This window comes from Evansella halocellulosilytica (genome assembly GCF_002335745.1).
In the GTDB taxonomy this organism is placed as follows: domain Bacteria; phylum Bacillota; class Bacilli; order Bacillales; family Salisediminibacteriaceae; genus Bacillus_CA; species Bacillus_CA halocellulosilytica.
In genome coordinates, this window is the sequence record NZ_NIST01000001.1 from 2,309,120 (window position 1) to 2,327,917 (window position 18,798).

18 protein-coding genes, 1 pseudogene and 1 riboswitch are annotated in these 18,798 nt (G+C 37.5%); of the genes and pseudogenes, 15 read left to right on the top strand and 4 right to left on the bottom strand.

All coding sequences use genetic code 11. The features are described from left to right. Positions 1 to 74: 74 nt before the first annotated feature. From CD001_RS10960 to CD001_RS10980, 5 genes are all read left to right on the top strand, one after another. Positions 75 to 530: a GNAT family N-acetyltransferase gene (locus CD001_RS10960; RefSeq protein WP_096187764.1), complete on the top strand. Its 456-nt coding sequence runs from the start codon at positions 75 to 77 to the stop codon at positions 528 to 530. 82 nt (positions 531 to 612) lie between these two features. Further along, the gene (locus CD001_RS10965; protein WP_306454068.1) at positions 613 to 933 is read left to right on the top strand and encodes a VOC family protein; all 321 of its coding nucleotides are present in this window, start codon (positions 613 to 615) and stop codon (positions 931 to 933) included. Positions 934 to 953: 20 nt separating this feature from the next. Then, entirely contained in the window at positions 954 to 1,553 is a 600-nt protein-coding gene (locus tag CD001_RS10970; protein WP_096187766.1) for a hydrolase, read from the top strand. A 278-nt stretch (positions 1,554 to 1,831) separates the two neighbouring features. Next, entirely contained in the window at positions 1,832 to 2,296 is a 465-nt protein-coding gene (locus CD001_RS10975) for a GyrI-like domain-containing protein (RefSeq protein WP_096187769.1), read from the top strand. Positions 2,297 to 2,339: 43 nt separating this feature from the next. Further along, positions 2,340 to 2,882 (top strand): NUDIX hydrolase, encoded by a 543-nt coding sequence (locus CD001_RS10980; protein ID WP_096187771.1) that lies wholly within the window; start codon positions 2,340 to 2,342, stop codon positions 2,880 to 2,882. Between the two features lie 39 nt (positions 2,883 to 2,921). On the opposite strand, the pseudogene CD001_RS10985 reads toward CD001_RS10980, so the two are convergent. Then, a pseudogene (locus tag CD001_RS10985) lies at positions 2,922 to 3,337 on the bottom strand (NUDIX hydrolase). Between the two features lie 85 nt (positions 3,338 to 3,422). Between CD001_RS10985 and CD001_RS10990 the strand changes: the two are divergent. From CD001_RS10990 to CD001_RS11010, 5 genes are all read left to right on the top strand, one after another. Then, a complete protein-coding gene (locus tag CD001_RS10990) occupies positions 3,423 to 3,815 on the top strand; it encodes a C40 family peptidase (RefSeq protein ID WP_096187773.1) in 393 nt (130 codons plus the stop codon). A 105-nt stretch (positions 3,816 to 3,920) separates the two neighbouring features. Beyond that, complete coding sequence (locus CD001_RS10995) at positions 3,921 to 5,072, top strand: glycerate kinase family protein (protein ID WP_257009786.1); 1,152 nt, start codon at positions 3,921 to 3,923, stop codon at positions 5,070 to 5,072. Between the two features lie 487 nt (positions 5,073 to 5,559). Beyond that, positions 5,560 to 7,296: an ABC transporter ATP-binding protein gene (locus CD001_RS11000; protein ID WP_096187775.1), complete on the top strand. Its 1,737-nt coding sequence runs from the start codon at positions 5,560 to 5,562 to the stop codon at positions 7,294 to 7,296. Continuing rightward, positions 7,280 to 9,130, top strand: a complete 1,851-nt coding sequence (locus tag CD001_RS11005) for an ABC transporter ATP-binding protein (RefSeq protein ID WP_096187777.1) — start codon at positions 7,280 to 7,282, stop codon at positions 9,128 to 9,130. The genes CD001_RS11000 and CD001_RS11005 overlap by 17 nt, the downstream gene beginning before the upstream one ends. Before the next feature lie 261 nt (positions 9,131 to 9,391). Then, positions 9,392 to 10,738 carry an MATE family efflux transporter gene (locus tag CD001_RS11010; RefSeq protein ID WP_096187779.1) on the top strand — a complete coding sequence of 449 codons (1,347 nt, stop codon included), beginning with the start codon at positions 9,392 to 9,394 and terminating at the stop codon, positions 10,736 to 10,738. A gap of 151 nt (positions 10,739 to 10,889) precedes the next feature. On the opposite strand, the gene CD001_RS11015 is transcribed toward CD001_RS11010, so the two are convergent. Next, on the bottom strand, positions 10,890 to 11,387 hold the full coding sequence (locus tag CD001_RS11015) for a hypothetical protein (RefSeq protein WP_096187781.1): 498 nt from the start codon (positions 11,385 to 11,387) through the stop codon (positions 10,890 to 10,892). Between the two features lie 204 nt (positions 11,388 to 11,591). Continuing rightward, a riboswitch (purine riboswitch) is annotated at positions 11,592 to 11,693 on the top strand. A 159-nt stretch (positions 11,694 to 11,852) separates the two neighbouring features. On the opposite strand from CD001_RS11015, the gene ade reads away from it, so the two are divergent. Beyond that, entirely contained in the window at positions 11,853 to 13,595 is a 1,743-nt protein-coding gene (gene ade / locus CD001_RS11020) for an adenine deaminase (RefSeq protein ID WP_096187783.1), read from the top strand. Between the two features lie 48 nt (positions 13,596 to 13,643). On the opposite strand, the gene CD001_RS26400 is transcribed toward ade, so the two are convergent. Together CD001_RS26400 and CD001_RS11025 are read right to left on the bottom strand one after the other, a co-directional pair. Beyond that, positions 13,644 to 13,784 carry a hypothetical protein gene (locus CD001_RS26400; protein ID WP_179298704.1) on the bottom strand — a complete coding sequence of 47 codons (141 nt, stop codon included), beginning with the start codon at positions 13,782 to 13,784 and terminating at the stop codon, positions 13,644 to 13,646. Continuing rightward, positions 13,781 to 15,058, bottom strand: a complete 1,278-nt coding sequence (locus tag CD001_RS11025; RefSeq protein ID WP_096187785.1) for a tetratricopeptide repeat protein — start codon at positions 15,056 to 15,058, stop codon at positions 13,781 to 13,783. Before CD001_RS11025 ends, CD001_RS26400 begins: the two co-directional genes overlap by 4 nt. Before the next feature lie 370 nt (positions 15,059 to 15,428). On the opposite strand from CD001_RS11025, the gene CD001_RS11030 reads away from it, so the two are divergent. From CD001_RS11030 to CD001_RS11045, 4 genes are all read left to right on the top strand, one after another. Continuing rightward, the gene (locus CD001_RS11030) at positions 15,429 to 16,373 is read left to right on the top strand and encodes a lysophospholipid acyltransferase family protein (protein WP_096187787.1); all 945 of its coding nucleotides are present in this window, start codon (positions 15,429 to 15,431) and stop codon (positions 16,371 to 16,373) included. Positions 16,374 to 16,647: 274 nt separating this feature from the next. Beyond that, on the top strand, positions 16,648 to 17,145 hold the full coding sequence (locus CD001_RS11035; RefSeq protein ID WP_096187790.1) for a M50 family metallopeptidase: 498 nt from the start codon (positions 16,648 to 16,650) through the stop codon (positions 17,143 to 17,145). A gap of 17 nt (positions 17,146 to 17,162) precedes the next feature. Beyond that, on the top strand, positions 17,163 to 17,504 hold the full coding sequence (locus tag CD001_RS11040; RefSeq protein WP_096187792.1) for a hypothetical protein: 342 nt from the start codon (positions 17,163 to 17,165) through the stop codon (positions 17,502 to 17,504). A gap of 38 nt (positions 17,505 to 17,542) precedes the next feature. Continuing rightward, positions 17,543 to 18,625, top strand: coding sequence for a nitric oxide synthase oxygenase (locus CD001_RS11045; protein WP_096187794.1), 1,083 nt, complete (start codon positions 17,543 to 17,545; stop codon positions 18,623 to 18,625). Positions 18,626 to 18,798 lie beyond the last annotated feature (173 nt).

Below are 18,798 nucleotides of genomic sequence, written 5' to 3' on the forward strand. Positions count from 1 at the left end.
TAACCGAAAGTAAAAAAAGGAAAAAGATCCCTTTTGTTGAATAGTGAAAATAAATTAGGAAGGGAGGGCGTGGGATGTATGAATACTTTCAAGGGCTAGTGATCAGGGAAAGCACGAACGAAGTTCCACCTGAAAAAGTTGAAAGTTTGTTTCAAGATGCAGGAGGGGCTCGTCATACACCGAATTGGCAGAAAGAAAAGTTCTCATTGATTTTCAAGAATTCTACTTGGGCTTTTACAGTTTGGGATGACGAAAAAATGATTGCTATGGTACGTGTGATATCTGATCAAATTATGGCAGCAACGATTATGGACTTAATTGTCCACTCTACATATCGTGGAAAAGGGATTGGTAAAAAATTAGTTGAATGCTGTGTTAAAAAGCTGCCACATGGAGACTGGTTTGCACATACTTCTGCAAATAATTATGAATTTTATAAACGCTGTGGCTTTGATGTGAATGATCTTTCTCAAAACGGAACATGTGTATATTACGGATATATTGAAGCGAGAAAAGCTGGACATCGATAAATTGAGATACTCGATGATTGTTGACATGACAGTGTAAGTACGCATTAAAAATTTAGAAGAAGGACAAAAATTTTATAAAGTATTGTTAGACCGTAAGCCCGATTTCATCCCTCATGAAGGCTTTGCAGAATGGGAGTTAATTCGTGGTTGTTGGTTACAGGTAGCAAAAGGAGAACCGACACCTGGAAGTGGTCCATTAAGGCTTGGAGTAACAAATATTGAGAAAGAACGGACGAGAGTAATAGAGAAGCTGAATGTTGAAGCATTTAAAATTTATTCTCGAGAAGAAGTTCCAGTAAAGTGGGGCACATTTACTGATCCATGGGGGAACCGACTAGGGTTCTATGAATTTATGGATAAAGAAGAGCAAAATGAACGAGTAAAAATGGTGTTGCAACAGTAACACTTAGGAGGAATAGACACTTGGGATCAAGAATAATGCATGTAATTATTACTGATCGAATTTCCGAAAAAATAGAGGTAGCAGATAGAACGGCATTTTTACTCGGAGGAATTGCACCGGACGCTGTTTCATCGAAAGATTTTTCGCATTTCTTTTCTGGTAATGTCGCTGACTATTCTCGAACAATTGATTATCATGCTTTTTGGCAAAAGTATTACACACTAGAAGCAGTTGATTACGTTTGCGGTTACTTTACTCACCTTGTTGCAGATGATATTTGGTTAACAGGGTTTTACTTACCTTGGTTAAAAAATAGGCTAGAAAACGATCCATCTATGTTTACAAAATATCATAACGACTTTCGTTTATTAAATCGCATGTTACTGGCACATTACCAGCTATCACCACAGTTGTTGGACACCACGAAAGAAAAAATTCTCCCAGACCTTGAAGAAGTAAAAGCAGCAGATGTGAGAAGCTTTATCCCATATTTATATTCAGATATGGAAGATCAACAGACTGACACGAATAAATTAGATGCTTTTACGTTTGAACAAATCATTGGTTATATCGAAACGTCAATCGATAAAGGGGTGCAACAACTTCAATTGCTAAAATAGTTTCCAAGCGGACATAGTATACCTTATTTTATAAAATTGAGTCCGTTTTCAATTTATCGGACATGAAGGACTCTATTTCCTTTTAAATTGACTAAATCATCGTCATTTTTTAGTAATAGCGAACCTGATGTCCGTTGACATTGAAAAAATACCGGTTTGTTCACAAATAACGGTTCACACGTCCTAAATGGTTTATAAAGTCGTTTGAAAAAAATAAGAGGAATTTCAAGTGGTGGCTCGAATTCTATTAACAAACTAAATTAGAGAGGGGCATTAAAATGATTAGTTTAAAAAATAGGAAGGTCAAGTTAGACGAGTTTACGTTTTTCGGATTCAGCGTGGAAACGAGTAATCAAGCTGAAATGAGTGGCGAAGGAGTCATACCTGGATTGTGGGAAAAGTTTTATAGCGGTGGGGCACCATCCCATTCACCAACGATTGCCTTATATACGAATTACGAGTCTGATGAAAACGGAACATATACGTTTGCTATCGGACACAAATTGTCTGAGGATTCGAATGTTCCAAAAGGGATGAAAGAATTCACGGTTCCTAATTCTAATTATGTTGTTTTCACAACTAAAAAGGGGCCTGTTCAAGAGGTAGTCGTTGAGGCATGGCAGGAAATATGGGAATGGTCTAAAGAAAACGAGCGCGCATTTACAGCAGATTTTGAAGTTTATGACGAACGAGCACAAGATCCAAATAATAGTCAAGTTGATATTTATATTGCAGTGAAATGATGCTGTTACACCAAGGAATTGGATTAGTAAGGGGGGGAATAGTATGAAAGAATGGAAAACGTTACATTCAGAATATCTTTATCAAACCCCTTTCGGAAACTTAAGGAAAGATCGCTGTGAGCTTCCGGACGGAAACGTCATTCCAAACTATTATGTCCAAGAATATTCAGACTGGGTTAATGCTATTGTGTTAACAAAAGAAAACCAAATCGTATTAGTCAAACAATATCGTTATGCAGCTGCTGATCATTTCTTAGAAATACCAGCTGGAAAGCCGGAAGAAGGAGAAGGCTATGACGATGCAATTGTTAGAGAAGTGAGAGAAGAAACAGGATTTGTCTCAGATCAAGGTCCCATTTGCCTAGGAGAATTTTATGTGAATCCTGCTACACAAACGAATAAAGTCATCACCTTTTTAGTCAAGGATGCTTATAAAGCCTTTGAGCAAGATTTAGATCCAACAGAGTTCATTAACATTCATATAATAGATTGGAATGACATGGAGGAGATGATTGCAGCCGGGAAAATAAATCAATTATTTTCAGTAAGTGCATTTTTTTTGGCAAAAGCAATATTAAAGGGATGATTTTTTGGTGGAGAGAAGAACAGTAAGAAATGACCAACTTCATTCAGAGGCGATTAAATAGATTATTTTTGCGATTTCCTCCGGGCGAACGTCTATTGAATCGAGCTGACCGATGTGAAGCCATACAGGTTCATATGTTCCGTCAAGCACATTTCTAGCTGTGTACTCTTCACCTTTTCCTGTACCGAATGTTCCCCGATGATTTTAGAAAGAAAAAAATATTGGATTCCGTTCCATTCGACTTTCCCGAGTAAATGTTCGATGCGAATGTGTACGTCTAACTCTTCATACGCCTCTCTTATTGTTGCTTGTTCCGGTGTCTCTCCTGTTTCAATTCCTCCTCCTGGAAAAACATAATATGTTCTGTTGCCTTTTACTCTTTTGATTAACGCGACTTCATCTTCTTTAAGAATGATAGCAGCCCCTCTATTTCTCAATTCAACCACTCCGATCATAAAAAACAAACTCTTCTTGTCCAATCGCTTAAATGGATCATGAATAAATTATACTAAAAGTTTTTGACGAGAAGGAGTGTTACGTATGAAAGCAAAACAAATCATTCGTACAGGTAAGAAATACTTAGGTACTCCCTATGTGTTTAACTCTCCTCCGTTCCAATCAGCAACTTTTGACTGCAGTTCATTTATCCAATATATTTTCCATAAAAATGGTATCGCACTGCCTCGTAATTCACGACAGCAATTTCTAGCAGGTAAAGACATTTCAGGTAGAAAGATTAAAAAGGGGGATTTGTTATTTTTCACGACATCAAAGCGGAAAAATCTCATAGGCATCTCAAAAATTGGACATGTTGCCTTATATATTGGTGATGGGAAAATGTTGCACACATTTAGGCAAGGGGAAAAAGTGAAGGTATCAAAACTAAAAAAGTATTGGAAAACTGCGTATGTAGGAGCGAGAAGAGTCACCTAAAAAGAATCTCCTATGAATAAATATCGATTTCAAAGCAACGTTCTTTTATGTTTTCTCTTGAAAATCAGTTGGAGTCAATGGGAAAATAAGGATGATACATTATAGATGAAGGGCGTTGTTATGGAGATGAGAAAAATCTTAGTAGCTCCAGACTCATTTAAAGGCTCAGTATCAAGTGAGGAAGTAGCCAGGCAAATGGGCAGAGCGATAAAGGAAGTCAATCCGGCAATTGATGTTGTCACATTACCTATGGCAGATGGTGGGGAAGGAACTGTCGATGCACTGCTATATGCTCGTGGCGGCGAGCGAATGAAAGTGAAGTCTGTTGATCCACTTGGACGTCCGATCGAAGCATCATACGGATGGTTTCCTAAGGAGAAACTGGCTGTTATTGAAACTGCTGCAGCTTCCGGTCTTCCACTATTAAATGTCAATGAACTGGATCCGTATCGTGCAACAACGTATGGTACCGGTTTACTCATAGATAGTGCTATTCAAGAAGGTGCTAAGACGATTATGCTTGGCTTAGGTGGGAGTGCAACTGTTGATGCGGGAGTGGGTCTCCTGCAAGCACTAGGGGTAAAAATATATGATGAAAATGATCAGGAACTGTCAATTGTCGGCGGGGCACTAGAACAAATCAAATGTATAAATACGGAATTATTGCAGGAAAGAATCAAGCATGTTCAGTTCATTGTCGCATCAGATGTGACAAATCCACTACTTGGACGAGACGGGGCTAATTATACATTCGGTCCGCAAAAAGGATTGACTGAAGAAACATTACCTTTGTTTGAAAAAGGAATGGAACAGTTTGCAAATATTGTTGTTGCTCATACCGAAGTTGATCACCGGTTCCATGAAGGCGCAGGAGCGGCTGGAGGAATCGGATTTACGGCATACTCATTGTTAAATGCCGAGTTTCGTTCAGGAATCGACCTTGTCATGGAGTGGTCGAACTTTGATGAGCATGTAAAAGGTGCGGATTTCGTTTTTACTGGTGAAGGAAAAATAGATGGGCAGACTCTATTCGGAAAAGTTCCTGTTGGAATAGCGAGAGCTGCGAAAAAGTATGATATACCAACAATCGCTTTTGCTGGTTCGGTTGGAGAAGGTGTTGAAAAATTAGAATCAGAAGGAATTGTGATGACAATGCCGATCGTAGATCAACCGATGAGTTTAGAAAAAGCGATGGAGCAAGGTGCTGATTTGATCTATAAACAAACGAAACGCGTCATAAAACTTATCAGTCTATAAAAGTGCCTGGCACCTGGGAAATCATTCCCAGGTGCCAGGCACTTTTATCCAATTTTACGTCTTATTTATTCATGATTTAAAGGGTGATCATTTGAAGCTGGTTCAAGTGAACATGCTTCAATCTTGTATGCTTCAAAAAGTGAGTAAATAAAAGGTTTCAGCTGGAAATTAGAGGACAGACATCAGCCCCACTTCAGCCCTCCAAGACGACTTAATCCAACCACTATCTCTATGTCCCAAAACAACAAAAAATTTCGGTATTCGAAGTTTTTCCTCCTATCTTCCCTTTAATTTATGGTAAAGTAGAGGGAGGATACTTATAGATTTTCTTCAACTTACGTTATCAGAAAATTTAAATTAGTGAAAACTACGTATTCCTTTGCCCCGCTTTTCATCAAATCAACAAATCAACAATTCTATTATTCTTTAGGTATGGTGATGATAGACGCTAAGCCTAAACCTGATAAGTCATCATGGAGGATCAAATATGAAGAAAGTTTTTTCGTTTTTAAAACCTTATAAGTTACCAATTTATATTGCACTATTTTTAACGTTAGTAGAATTGGCAGTCGAGCTTCTCCAGCCATTAATTATGGCAAAGATTATCGATGACGGAATTCTTGCAGATGACATCGGAGTCGTCATGACTTGGGGCGGTGTCATGATCGGTTTTGCATTAATCGCTTTTGCTGCAGGGATCATCAATTCCTTCTATGCAGCTCATGTGAGTCAAAACACCGGATTTGATCTAAGGAGCAAGCTTTTTGGAAAAGTTCAGTCGTTCAGCTTTTCAAATTTTAACGAACATCCGACATCATCGCTTATTACGAGGATGACAAACGATGTTACCCAGCTGCAAAATACGATTTTTATGAGTTTGCGGATCATGCTCAGAGCCCCGCTGCTCGTGATCGGATCAGTCATTATGGCACTGATTGTTAATTGGCAGCTCGCTCTTATTCTCGTCGTTTCTGTACCGCTGCTTGTCGGATTCCTCATTTGGGTGATGGGGAAAGCTGGCCGCTTATTTAAAGCCGTACAGCAAAAGCTAGACAAGGTGAATGGAGTTGTACAGGAAAATTTAATGGGAATTCGTTTGATTAAAGCTTTTTTAAGAAGGCACCATGAATCGGAACGATTTACTAAGGAAAGTAAAGATCTGCATAACAGGACCGTTTCTGCGTTACGGTTAATCGAAACGACGATGCCGGTTATTTTATTTGTCATGAATATGAGTATTATTGGTGTCCTCTGGTTCGGAACAGTAAACATTAATACACAAGGAGCGACTGTCGGTGAAGTCGTTGCAATTGTCAACTATGTCACACGTATGACAGGCGTACTATCAGTTTTTTCAATGATTGTGATGATTTTTTCTCGTGCAAAAGCTTCATCTGAACGGATTGCCGATGTACTTGAAACAGAAGTCGACCTCGTCGATGGGGAAGGAACGTTGGCTAAGCATCCGAATGAAGGAAAGCTTACATTTGATTCGGTACATTTCAAATACCCAGGAACAACGACCCCCGTTTTGCAAAACATCAGTTTTGATGTGAATCCAGGAGAACGTCTCGCAATTCTCGGAGCGACAGGGTCTGGAAAAACATCATTGTTTCAGCTGATTCCAAGGTTATATGATGCAGGCGCCGGTACTATTTATTTCGATCATACAGACATATCGAAAATGAAGCTTGATGATTTACGAAAAAAAATCGGCTACGTACCACAGGAAGCCTTGCTTTTTACCGGGTCCATTAAAGATAACATTGCCTGGGGAAAAGAAGATGCAACAATTGAAGAAATACAAGAGGCAGCTGTTCATGCACAAATTCATGAAACGATTGAGGGGCTGCCAAATAAATATGATACGATTCTAGGGCAGCGTGGTGTCAACTTATCTGGCGGACAAAAACAGCGGATTTCAATTGCGCGTGCGCTCGTTCGAAAACCGTCTATTCTCTTGCTTGACGACAGTACGAGTGCACTTGATGTGAAAACGGAAGCGCACTTACTGAAGGCGTTGCAAGTGTACAATTGTACGACACTTATGATTACACAAAAAATGAGTACGACGATGCGGGCTGATACGATTCTCTTGCTCGAAAATGGTGAGATAACGGCAAAAGGAAGTCATGAAGAGTTACTCATGCATTCTAAATTGTATCAGCAAATCTATGAATCTCAGTTTGGAAAGGAGAAGATGACACATGTTCAACGATCTTAAAAAACCTTTCCAGCATGAAAAAATAAACATTTTTGATGAAAATGAACGTAGCGGCCAAACGAATAGTGACAAACAGAACAAAAAGCCGCGTGTCAGTAACTGGGCGACTACATTAAAACGTGTATGGAACTATTTATCTGAAAGTAAAGGAAAGCTGTCACTCGTTATTTTGATGATTGTCTTTAGCTCTGCGTTTGCTTTACTTGGACCATTAGTCGTTGGTTTTTCGATTGATTATTTTGTCATGCAAGGAGATTTAAGCGGACTTCAGCTAGCTATTCTGCTTCTTGCAGTCATTTATCTTCTTCACTCATTGTCTGTATTTCTGCAGCATTTTTGGATGATACGTGTAGCGCAAAAGACGGTCTACACATTGAGGACAGAGCTGTTTAAGCACTTGCATAAACTGCCTATTCCTTTTTTTGATAAGCGGCAGCAAGGTGATATTATGAGTCGGGTAACAAACGACATAGAAAACGTCAGTAATACGTTGAACAGTTCAGTTATTCAAATTTTCGCCAGTTTATTAACGTTAATTGGAACACTGTCGGTTATGCTTTGGCTTAGTCCGTTACTCACTTTGTTAACCGTATTAATTATTCCATCAATGTTTTTAGGGTTAAAATGGATTACGCGCAGAACTGGAAAACTGTTTAAGGAGCAGCAAAAAAATCTCGGTAACTTAAACGGATATATTCAGGAAACGATGTCGGGACAGCGGATTGTTAAAACGTTTTCTCAAGAAGAGAAAGTGATCCGTGAATTTGAAGAAAAGAATACGAGACTTCGAACTTCTGGCTTTTGGGCACAAACGATATCAGGTTTTATTCCGAAGCTGATGAATATGCTAAACAACTTAAGCTTTGCGATTATTGCAGGAGTTGGTGGAATCCTTGCTTTAAATGGCCATATTAGTGTCGGTGTTATCGTTATTTTTGTAGAATACGCACGTCAATTTACAAGACCACTCAATGACTTAGCGAACCAGTTTAACACACTGTTATCAGCAATAGCTGGTGCAGAAAGAGTGTTCCAAGTGATGGACGAAAAACAGGAAATGGCTGATGAAAAAGGATTAATTGAGCTTGATCAAGTCGATGGAGAAGTGTCCTTTGAACACGTTTCTTTCTCCTATGAAGATGATGAGGATACCGTTGATCATATTCATTTCCATGTGGAAAAAGGTGAAACCGTTGCTTTCGTTGGACCTACTGGTGCTGGAAAAACAACGGTGTTAAATCTATTATCGCGTTTCTACGATCCGGTTGGCGGTCGTATTTTAGTAGATGGTCAAAATATCGGTGAAGTAAAGCGAGAAAGCTTACGAAAGCATATGGCTTTTGTGCTGCAAGATTCGTTTTTATTTGAAGGGACGATCCGAGAAAATATCCGTTACGGCAGGCTTGATGCAACGGATAAAGAGGTAGAAGAAGCTGCTAAATTGGCAAATGCCCATCCATTTATCGATCGTATGCCTGATAAATATGATACAAAAATTAATTCTGAGGGTGGTGGAATCAGCCAAGGGCAAAAGCAGCTGCTATCAATTGCAAGAGCCATATTAGCCAACCCTTCGATTTTAATTTTGGACGAAGCAACGAGCAGTATTGATACAGTGACTGAAATAAAAATTCAGGAAGCGTTGCATCGTCTTATGGAAGGACGTACGAGTTTTGTTATTGCCCATCGGTTGAACACGATTCAGCAAGCTGATCAAATTATTGTTCTAAATGAAGGAAATATTATTGAAAAAGGCTCACATAACGAATTGCTTGAGCATGATGGCTTTTATGCTGATCTATTTTACAGCCAGCTTAAAAAAGAAGTTGTGTAAAAAACAATCAGATTTATGTTTGCCTTCTTTAGAAATAGGAGTATATAAAGTTACTCAACGTTCAATCCTCTCTTGTCGCAAGGGAGGATATTTTTTCCTAAATTAATGCGAGGTAATTTCGATTTGTTATTGACACTTATTTCATTTGTTGAGTATAGTAAACTAATGAAAATAGTAATCATTACAATTTGTATCAACTTAATTAAATGAATAGGGTTCAAACCGGGGCTTTCTTGCCCTACACAATAAAAGGAGAACGACATGAAATTAGCGAGGGTGTCCTTACAAGAAAAAACTCAGTCGATATTAAGTCAAAAGCAGTATTTATTTTTGGCGATCCCGTTAATCATTTCTGGTATAACGACACCGATATTAGGTGCTGTTGACACAGCTGTTGTTGGTAGAATTCCGGACCCCGCTGCAATTGGTGGAGTTGCTATCGGTGCTGTCATTTTTAATACAATGTATTGGCTTTTAGGCTTTCTTCGTGTGAGTACGAGCGGCTTTACATCACAAGCAGAAGGAGCAAATAATGAAAGAGAAGTCGTTTTAACGTTTTTGCGGCCGATGATCATTGCGATTTTATTTGGTCTATTATTTATTATATTTCAATCTCCTATATTACATATATCAATGATTGTTATCGGTGCAAGTGAACACGTAAATCAATTTGCTTCAACGTACTTTTCAATCAGAATATGGGGAGCGCCTTTTACATTATTAAACTATGTAATTGTTGGTTGGTTAATGGGATTAGGGAAGGTAAAGCTTTCTCTTGCTTCACAAATATCGATGAATGTTTTAAATATTATTTTGAGTATTGTATTCGTGATCGGATTTAATTTGGGGATCGCCGGGGCAGCTTATGCGACATTAATAGCGGAAATGAGTGCCGTTTTATTCGGTATATGGTTAATTTTCATTAGCAAAAAGTTATCGTTGAAAAATGTTCATGTGAACATGTTATTTGATTCTGAACCTTTACTGAGCATGTTAAATGTCAATCGGGATTTATTTCTAAGGACTGTTTGTTTACTAGCCATGACGGTGTCTTTCACAGCAATGGGGGCTAGTTTAGGGGAAGTTACTTTAGCAGCTAATGCTGTATTATTGCAAGTTCATTATATAATGGCTTATTTAATTGGCGGATTTGCTAATGCTTCCAGTATTTTGATCGGAAGGTCTATCGGAAAAAAAGATAAGCTCCTATATAAGCGGGTATTTCTTTTATCCGTGCAATGGGGGCTCGTATCATCAATCCTCTTATCTGGATGTATGTTTTTATTAGGAGAAGCGATCGTTTCTTTATTTTCAACGGATACAGCTGTTATAGAAACGGCAGCCAGTTACCTTATTTGGATGATTGTTTTCCCGTTTGCAGGATTTTGGGGATTGCAATTAGAAGGAATTTTTTCCGGTGCAACAGAGGCGCGATTTATTCGAAATTCAATCATTTACGCATTAATTATTTATTTAATTGCGATTTTATTGTTTCCATCGGCTTTTCATAATCATGGCGTTTGGCTGTCATTTATTTTATTTAGTTTGTCACGTACGGTATTTTTAGGATTATACGTACGAACCTTAACCCGAATAAAATTTTCCTAAGTTACTCTGATTTGCGGATGGAATGATAGAGGCTATTAGGTGAGTTCAGCGGCTTATTCTTTGCATAAGGAATTTAATCAGCATAAAAAGGGATTATAAAGGAGGTTGACTGTTTATTTAAAGGGAAAACCTCCTCTTTTCCACCAATTCGTTAGAATGGAACATCCTCTTCTAAGTCTTCTCGAAGAAGCTGAGTTTCTCCTAAAGCTTCTAAGGCTGCCCCATACGAGTCTAACCAAGAGCCGATAATAGCGAGTTTTCTTCCTTGTATTTGCATTTCTCGGTTAGGTAAAAGTTGTTGTGTAAAACCAATCGCACCTAGGCCTGTTCCGATTGTTTGAAACCAAACACCTAAAACAGCTTTCTTTTCGCCACTAAAGTTTTCATCTTCTCCTTCAGTTTCCGCTTCCTCTTGAAGAATAAGAAGTTCTTCAGTAACACCAACTGCTTCAAGGACATTTCCGAAGGTTTGAATCCATGTTCCAGCAAGCACTTTCCTTTCTGCTGCTTGGAGTGCTGGATTTTCGTTGTTATCTAGTGCATTAAGTTCTGCCCTTAATTGATCAATGCTTTCTTTCGTCGCATTTCCCTCACTATCGATCATATTTTGATGAAACCTTTTATTTTTACGTAATCTTTTTTGGGGCATTTCAATCACTCCATCTTCCGACATTCAGTTATGATTATGTATATTCAAAAAGGAAACTGCTCGTTAGTATGAAAGTGGAGGAGAAAGGAATCAGATGACATTTAAAGTCATTGGCGGAACAATGAGTGTACATACGATAATAACTGAGGTGTTACCGTTGACAGAATGAACGTTTAACTTTAGAATGTTTTTCAATATCCAATTATGTATACTCGCTAAACCTTTCGTATAATGCTGGAAATAAGGTCCAGAAGTTTCTACCAAGCTGCCGTAAAAAGTTTGACTACGAGAGGATAATGACACGTATTTTTACTCGTGTATATTCTCCTCTCATTATAATGCTAAAATCTGAGGTCAGTCTGGATTTTTTGGTCGAAAAAGACACGTAGTTGAATCGTCTCGTAAAGGATACATATATTAACGATATGTCAAGAAGTTGTACGCTGTTCAGAGAGGAGAATAAAGGTGATAACCGAAAAGGAAAGTGTTAAAAAACGAATTGCTGCTGCAAGTAAAGGTGTCGACGCTGATTTAGTCATTAAAAACGGAAAAATTGTTGATGTTTTTAATTTAGAAATTATCGAAGCTGACGTAGCTGTTTCAGAAAATAAAATTGTCGGGATTGGACATTTTCAAGGAAAAACAGAGGTTGATGCCTCAGGTCAGTACATTTGTCCGTCATTTATTGATGGACATGTTCATATAGAATCATCGATGGTAACTCCGTCAGAGTTTTCTAAAGTTGTGTTACCACATGGAGTGACAACAGTCATTGCCGACCCGCATGAAATTGCAAATGTTTCTGGTACGAAGGGAATTCAATATATGCTTGATGCATCTGAAGGAATCCCGCTAGATGTATTTGTCATGCTCCCATCATGTGTACCGGCAACACCGTTTGAGAATTCAGGGGCAACATTGTTGATCGATGAGCTAAAACCGTTTTTTCGTCACGAAAGAGTGATTGGATTAGGCGAAGTGATGGATTTCCCTTCAGTGAAACACCAGTCAGAGTCAATGATCGATAAGCTAAGTCAGTCGAAAGAAGCTGGAGCAGTAATAGATGGGCATGGGGCTGGGCTTTCACCTGATGATATAAATGTTTATAGTACCGCAAATATTCAAACAGACCATGAATGTGAAACAGCCGAAGAAGCGAAAGTGCGTCTGCAACGTGGCTTGTATGTCATGTTGCGAGAAGGATCGGTTGCAAAAAATGTGAAGGCTTTATTAAAGGCGGTTACTCCGGCAAATTCTAGAAGATGTTTCTTTTGTACAGATGACAAGCACCTAGATGAATTAATAACGGAAGGCAGTATTGATCATAATATTCGGTTGGCGGTTGAACAAGGGTTTGATCCGCTAATGGCTATTCAAATGGCGTCATTAAACGCTGCTGAATGTTATGGACTGAAAAATAAAGGAGCAATCGCACCGGGATATGAAGCTGATTTTTTATTATTAGATGACTTAAATAAAGTAACGATAAACAAAGTGTACAAATCAGGTTACTTAGTCGCTGAAAATGGGCGATGTATGGTTAAAATTGAAGATGAATATACAGAATCACATGTTGTCAAAAATACCGTAAATCTCCCGGAAATGAATAAGGAATTATTTAAAATTCCGATGGAACAGGATGAAGTCGCAAATATTATTGAAGTGGTCCCTAACAGTCTCGTTACGCGGCATCGAAAAGAAAAGGTCGCTTCAATGAATGGAGAATTCGAGTCATCAGTTTCGAATGATTTACTAAAAATTGCCGTGGTTGAACGTCACCATGCTACAGGGAATATCGGTCTTGGAATCGTTAATGGGTTACATTTGAAAAAGGGAGCGATTGCTACGACGATTGCCCACGATTCACATAATGTTGTCGTAACAGGAGTGAATGATGCCGATATCGTAAGGGCGGTAAAAGCGATTGAAACTATTAGCGGCGGAATCGTGGTCGTCAATGACGGAGAAGTGATCGCATCGTTACCATTGCCTATAGCAGGATTAATGACGGATCAACAAGCATCGACGGTTGTTTCTGAAGTAAATGAACTTCATAAAGCGTTAAGCAAACTCGGTTTTGCAGAAGATTTTCATCCTTTTGTAACATTGTCATTTCTAGCTTTACCAGTTATCCCAGAGTTGAAAATGACAGATAAAGGGTTGTTCGATGTGAAAAAATTTGCACACATTCCTTTATTTGAACGCTAGAGCATGAACAAGCCCCCTAAAGCTATTAGCTTCAGGGGGCTTGTCCAGTTACATAAGCTGATCATGGGTGATGGTCATCGGGCGTGGTGCGTCTCCTTCGTGTGGATGAGTACTATCCACAAAAGAAGTATTCGTAAACATGACTGCAAATATTAGGACGGCTAACAGTTTACTTAGGTTTTTTTTCATACTCTTGGCTCCTTATATATTTTTTGTATTACATCCATCTCCATATCTAAATAATAGTAAGCCGATTTATATTTCTTTTGATCATAATAATAGTCACTAATATGTTTACATTCGTTTTCTAAAATAATAAAATGCCTTTGTTTATAAAAGTATTCTATCGATTTTTTCATGTAGTCTTCATACTTTTCATAATTCATCAACAGGTATTCCATTTTTGCTTCTAACATTTTTAAAAGGTGAAAATCAAATTCAGACTCACAATAGTCTCTCACCTCACCTAGTAATTTTTTAAGACTAGGTAAATCTTTTTGCTTCAAATATAATTTTGCTAAAGTGTAATAAGTGATTAGTACATTATCTTTATCATATATTTTTTTCTTTTCTAAACTTTCTTTATAGTAATACAAAGCTTTATCATATTCTTCATTATCTCGATAAACATTACCTAAATTATGGTGGATTTTAGTAGTTTGTATATAAAGTGATTTTTCTTTTGCCAAGTTTAAGCCTTTTTTTAAAACTTTTTTTGCTTCTTCAAAGTTTCTCATTTCAAATAATATCATTCCTTGAAGAATGTAACATTCTACTGTTTCTTTCCAACGATGATTTTCAAGGAATGCAGTTCGTGCAGAGATTACATATTCTAAGGCTTTTGTTAAATTAAATAAGTAAAAACTAATCAGTGCTAAATTAAATGTAACTTTCATTCTCTTTGACTCATCAGAAAGATACTTAGAAGCTTTATTAAAGTAATGATAACTATCAGTATAGTTTTTTTGATCATATTTAAGTAATCCGGTTACATAGGTGTATTTGAATTTTAAGTTTTTATTATATGAATCTAGTTCTTCTTCTTGAATATAAAATTGAATCTCATCATAAAGTTTTTCTGCTTCATTAAGGTTAAGCTGCTTTATGTGATGCATACACCTTAATAAAAGAAATTCAGTTTCTTGGTAGATCGAAGGAATGTATTCAAATTCCTTCTTGTTTTTTTGTAGAAATTCCTCAGCTTTTGCGAGATCGTTTTCAATTAATTCCTCGTATTCTGTCAAAAGCTTATCTGTAGTAGGAGAATGTTCATGAATATTCAGTAAATAATTCGTCGGAACTTGTAACCTTTTTGCGATTGACTCTAGTATATCGGTTGAAGGAACATATCGTCCACCCTCAATGTTACTATAATGCGACGTTGAGACTATCCCTTTACAAAGGTTTTGTTGAGAAACGCGGTTTAATTTGCGTATTTTCTTCAATCTATTGCCAATATGCAAAATATACCCCTCCTTTTGAATTATTCCAATATATAAAATAATTTGTTTTAAATTTATATGTAGTATTTAATTATAAGTCAATTTGATAAACTCTGCGAACGAAATGTTTTAGAAATTGTTTAAAAGATACTAGTTATAGAAGGGATTGTTTCATGATAAGGGCATACTTTTGCGAAAATGACAAAAGGTTTCTTCTTCGGCTTATCATGATATGATTTTTTTAAGAAAGAAAAAGGAGTGAATTTCCTTGTTTTGCTAGAGGATGCAGAATGAATCAGACTTAACTATTACTATAATTGCCATAAAATGAAATAACAAGGTACTTTCACATCGTTTTTTCAAAATAATAGTTTTACTGGGAGGGTGAGAGATGGTAATAGACGAGAGAAAATTGCATGATGATTTATACGGTATTATGCAAAATCAAGTTCAGCAAGATTTTCATCACGGATTGTTTGACGACCATTTATTGACCCTGTCTCACATGTCTACAACATTAGCTCAACGACAAAAGCTTGATGAGTCATCATTAATCGACATTTGGATCCGTTACCGTATTCACCATCAGATTCAAAAAGTGTATATGAAGCAGCCTGCCGTTTTTGAAGGGTATAAAAAAATATCAGGATCAGAAACAATTGATGAATTATCTGAAATAGGAGCAATTTTCGTATCGTTTCATTTTGGACATGACCACTATGCACCGTTAGAAATAGGTAAAAAGTTGCGTGAGTCTGGTAAGTACCTTTATATCGTTACCGATCCAGAGGAACAGAAGCCTGAACAATGGGTTCAATATCAACAGTATGAACATGTTGATGATGTCGTTTCAGATGGTGTCTATCATGATCCAAAAGTTGAAACATTATTGTCGGAAAATGAAAACCTCTTCTTTTATTTAGATGATCACGTAGGGTTTGATGAAAAAGTTAGTCCTTTTAAAGTCAACTTCATGAAGAAAAGACAAAAAGCACCAAGCTCTATTTTTCGATTAGCGGTAAAATTTCAAAAGGCGGTATGCTTCGTCCACTCAACAAAAAATGAGAATGATGAACCGGTATTACACATATATGGCCCGCTATGGGTACAAGATGATCAAATACAAAGTACATCACAAATTATTTATGATTTATTTGAGGAAGAATTGTTAAAGAAGCCTTATTTATGGAAAAAGTGGCATCGCCACAAGACGTTGGATGAGTACACCGATCAAATGATTACTCGCGCTGATCCAAGCATCGATGTGCTAAACCGATGGGGCACTCACGGATTAAATATTCAATCCGGTTTGATTTATCAAATTGCCTCATCATAAGTAAGTTAAGTTAGAAGGAAGTTTTACTTAAATTCGCTATTTCCCCTTAATTTTCGAATAGATGATGCCAAGCTCACTCATTAGAGCTTGGTCTTTTTTTTTTACAAAATCGCTGGATTTCCCCTCCTAATTCCCATTTACTTTCCACGTGCCTGGCACATGGGGATATCTGGTAATTCATTAAAGATTATAGGGATGTGTATGAAAAGTATATAGGGATATTTTGGTTTTGTTTGGTGATTCAAGGTAATAGTATGAGTATGGAGGGAGTGTTATGGATACGAGTACAACGATTAGTATCATCCTTTTTATATTCATCGCTTTTCCACTGTCTGTTTTTATTCATGAGTTCGGACATGCAGCAGCGATATTGCTATTAACAAAGAAAAAAGTACGGATATTTATCGGACCGCGTACTTCTGATAATGATGAAAGCTTTAAAGTCGGTCGATGTCATTTTCATTTACAATGGTCGACTGGAGGTTCCTGTTTCACAATGATGGAGGAGCAAGAATGGACAAAAAAAATTACGTTTTTCTTCTTTCTATTCGGTCCGCTTTTTTCTTTCATAGCAGCTTCGACGTTTATTTTAGCTGCGAATATGTTGAAACAAGAAACTTTTTGGTCTACAGTGCTCTTTTGGACTGGATATTTGAATGCAATCATGTTTATAATCACGTTAGTTCCGATAAAATATCCGAATACAACAGGACGGCTGAATGGAGTCCATTCAGATGGATATGAGCTCGTCCGCCTATTTTTCCAAAAATGAGTGAAGGAGTATTATATATGGTTTTTTGTGATCATTGTGAAACAGAGGTCGATGAAGTATTGATGGAGGCTGATTATGGCGCAGATCCATTTTGGTGCCAAGAGTGCTTAGGAAACCTGGATCTAGAAGATTTTCCGCTGGACGAGCATATAAAAGTCATGTTATTGGAATGGACGTTGGAATACGGAAGTTTTATAGATTTTGTCAAAAATAAATATGTTGAAAATGGCCGTGATATGGAAAAGGCTTTTAATGAAAAAGGTCAATTACTAAAAAATATGGTCGAATATGAGTTAGGGAACGAAATGTCGATCACATTTAAACCGTCAGAGTATTATAAGGTGCTAGAAGATAGTTGAAGATGAGTATAGGAATTTTATGAATCGAGGATGCAGGAATGACTAGTTTATTAGGGCAAGCTGAAGCATTTATTATTCGGTGTTACGAAGAGTTAAAGAAAAAAACAGAGATAGAGGCTCGTCTTAGAGAGATTAAAGAGGAAATTTCTGAAACGGGCACATACGAACATACATGTGAGGAACTATCGTATGGTGCAAAGATGGCATGGCGTAATAGTAACAAGTGTATTGGCCGCCTTTTTTGGGAGAACCTCCACGTGTTTGATGCCCGTCATGTGCATACGTCTGAGGATGTGTTTGCTTCATTACATGATCATATTAAATATGCAACGAATGGTGGCAAAATAAGGCCAACAATTACGATTTTTCCCCCTCGGAAAAATGGACGTGATCGAGTACGTATCTGGAATCACCAGCTTATTAGGTATGCTGGCTATGAAACAGAAGAAGAAATCATCGGCGATTCTTGGTCGCTTCGCTTCACGGAAATTTGTAGAGAACTTGGCTGGGAAGGTAGGTACACAAGCTTTGATATCCTCCCTCATGTTATTCAAGTAAATGATGCCCCGCCTGTTTGGAGAGAAGTTCCACTAGATATTGTGAAAGAAGTAAATATAGAACACCCTGAAAATCCAAAGCTAAAACAATTGAACTTGCAATGGTATGCTGTTCCGATCATTTCCGATATGTGTTTAGAAATTGGAGGGATAGAATATCCTGCTGCACCGTTTAATGGCTGGTATATGGGAACTGAAATTGGTGCAAGAAATTTAGCGGATACGGATCGATACAATGTTCTTCCAAAAGTAGCATCAATGTTTAAGATGGACATGAAACGAAATTCAAGTCTTTCGATAGATCGTGCACTTGTAGAATTAAATCGAGCAGTGCTTCATTCATTTCAAAAGGAAGGCGTCAGTATTGTTGATCATCATACAGCAGCTGAGCAGTTTAAGCAATTTGAGAAAAAAGAAACGAATGCTGGACGGTCAGTTACCGGCCAATGGAGCTGGTTAATACCCCCTGTATCTCCTGCGGCAACTCACATTTTTCATAAAGAGTATACGGATGAGCTTGTGTCACCAAATTATGTTTATCAAGACAAACCTTACTCATCTTGAGCATGTGCCATTATTGAGATGATCACATGCTTTTTTAGTAGGAAAAGAAACAGATCTAAAATGATGTTCGTTTCTACTATTTCATTGAACGATTCGTAAACCTTCGAATTTTTCAAAAAGGTATAGGATTTTTCCGGAAAGATGTCGAATGAAGTTTCGAAGGAGTGATGTAT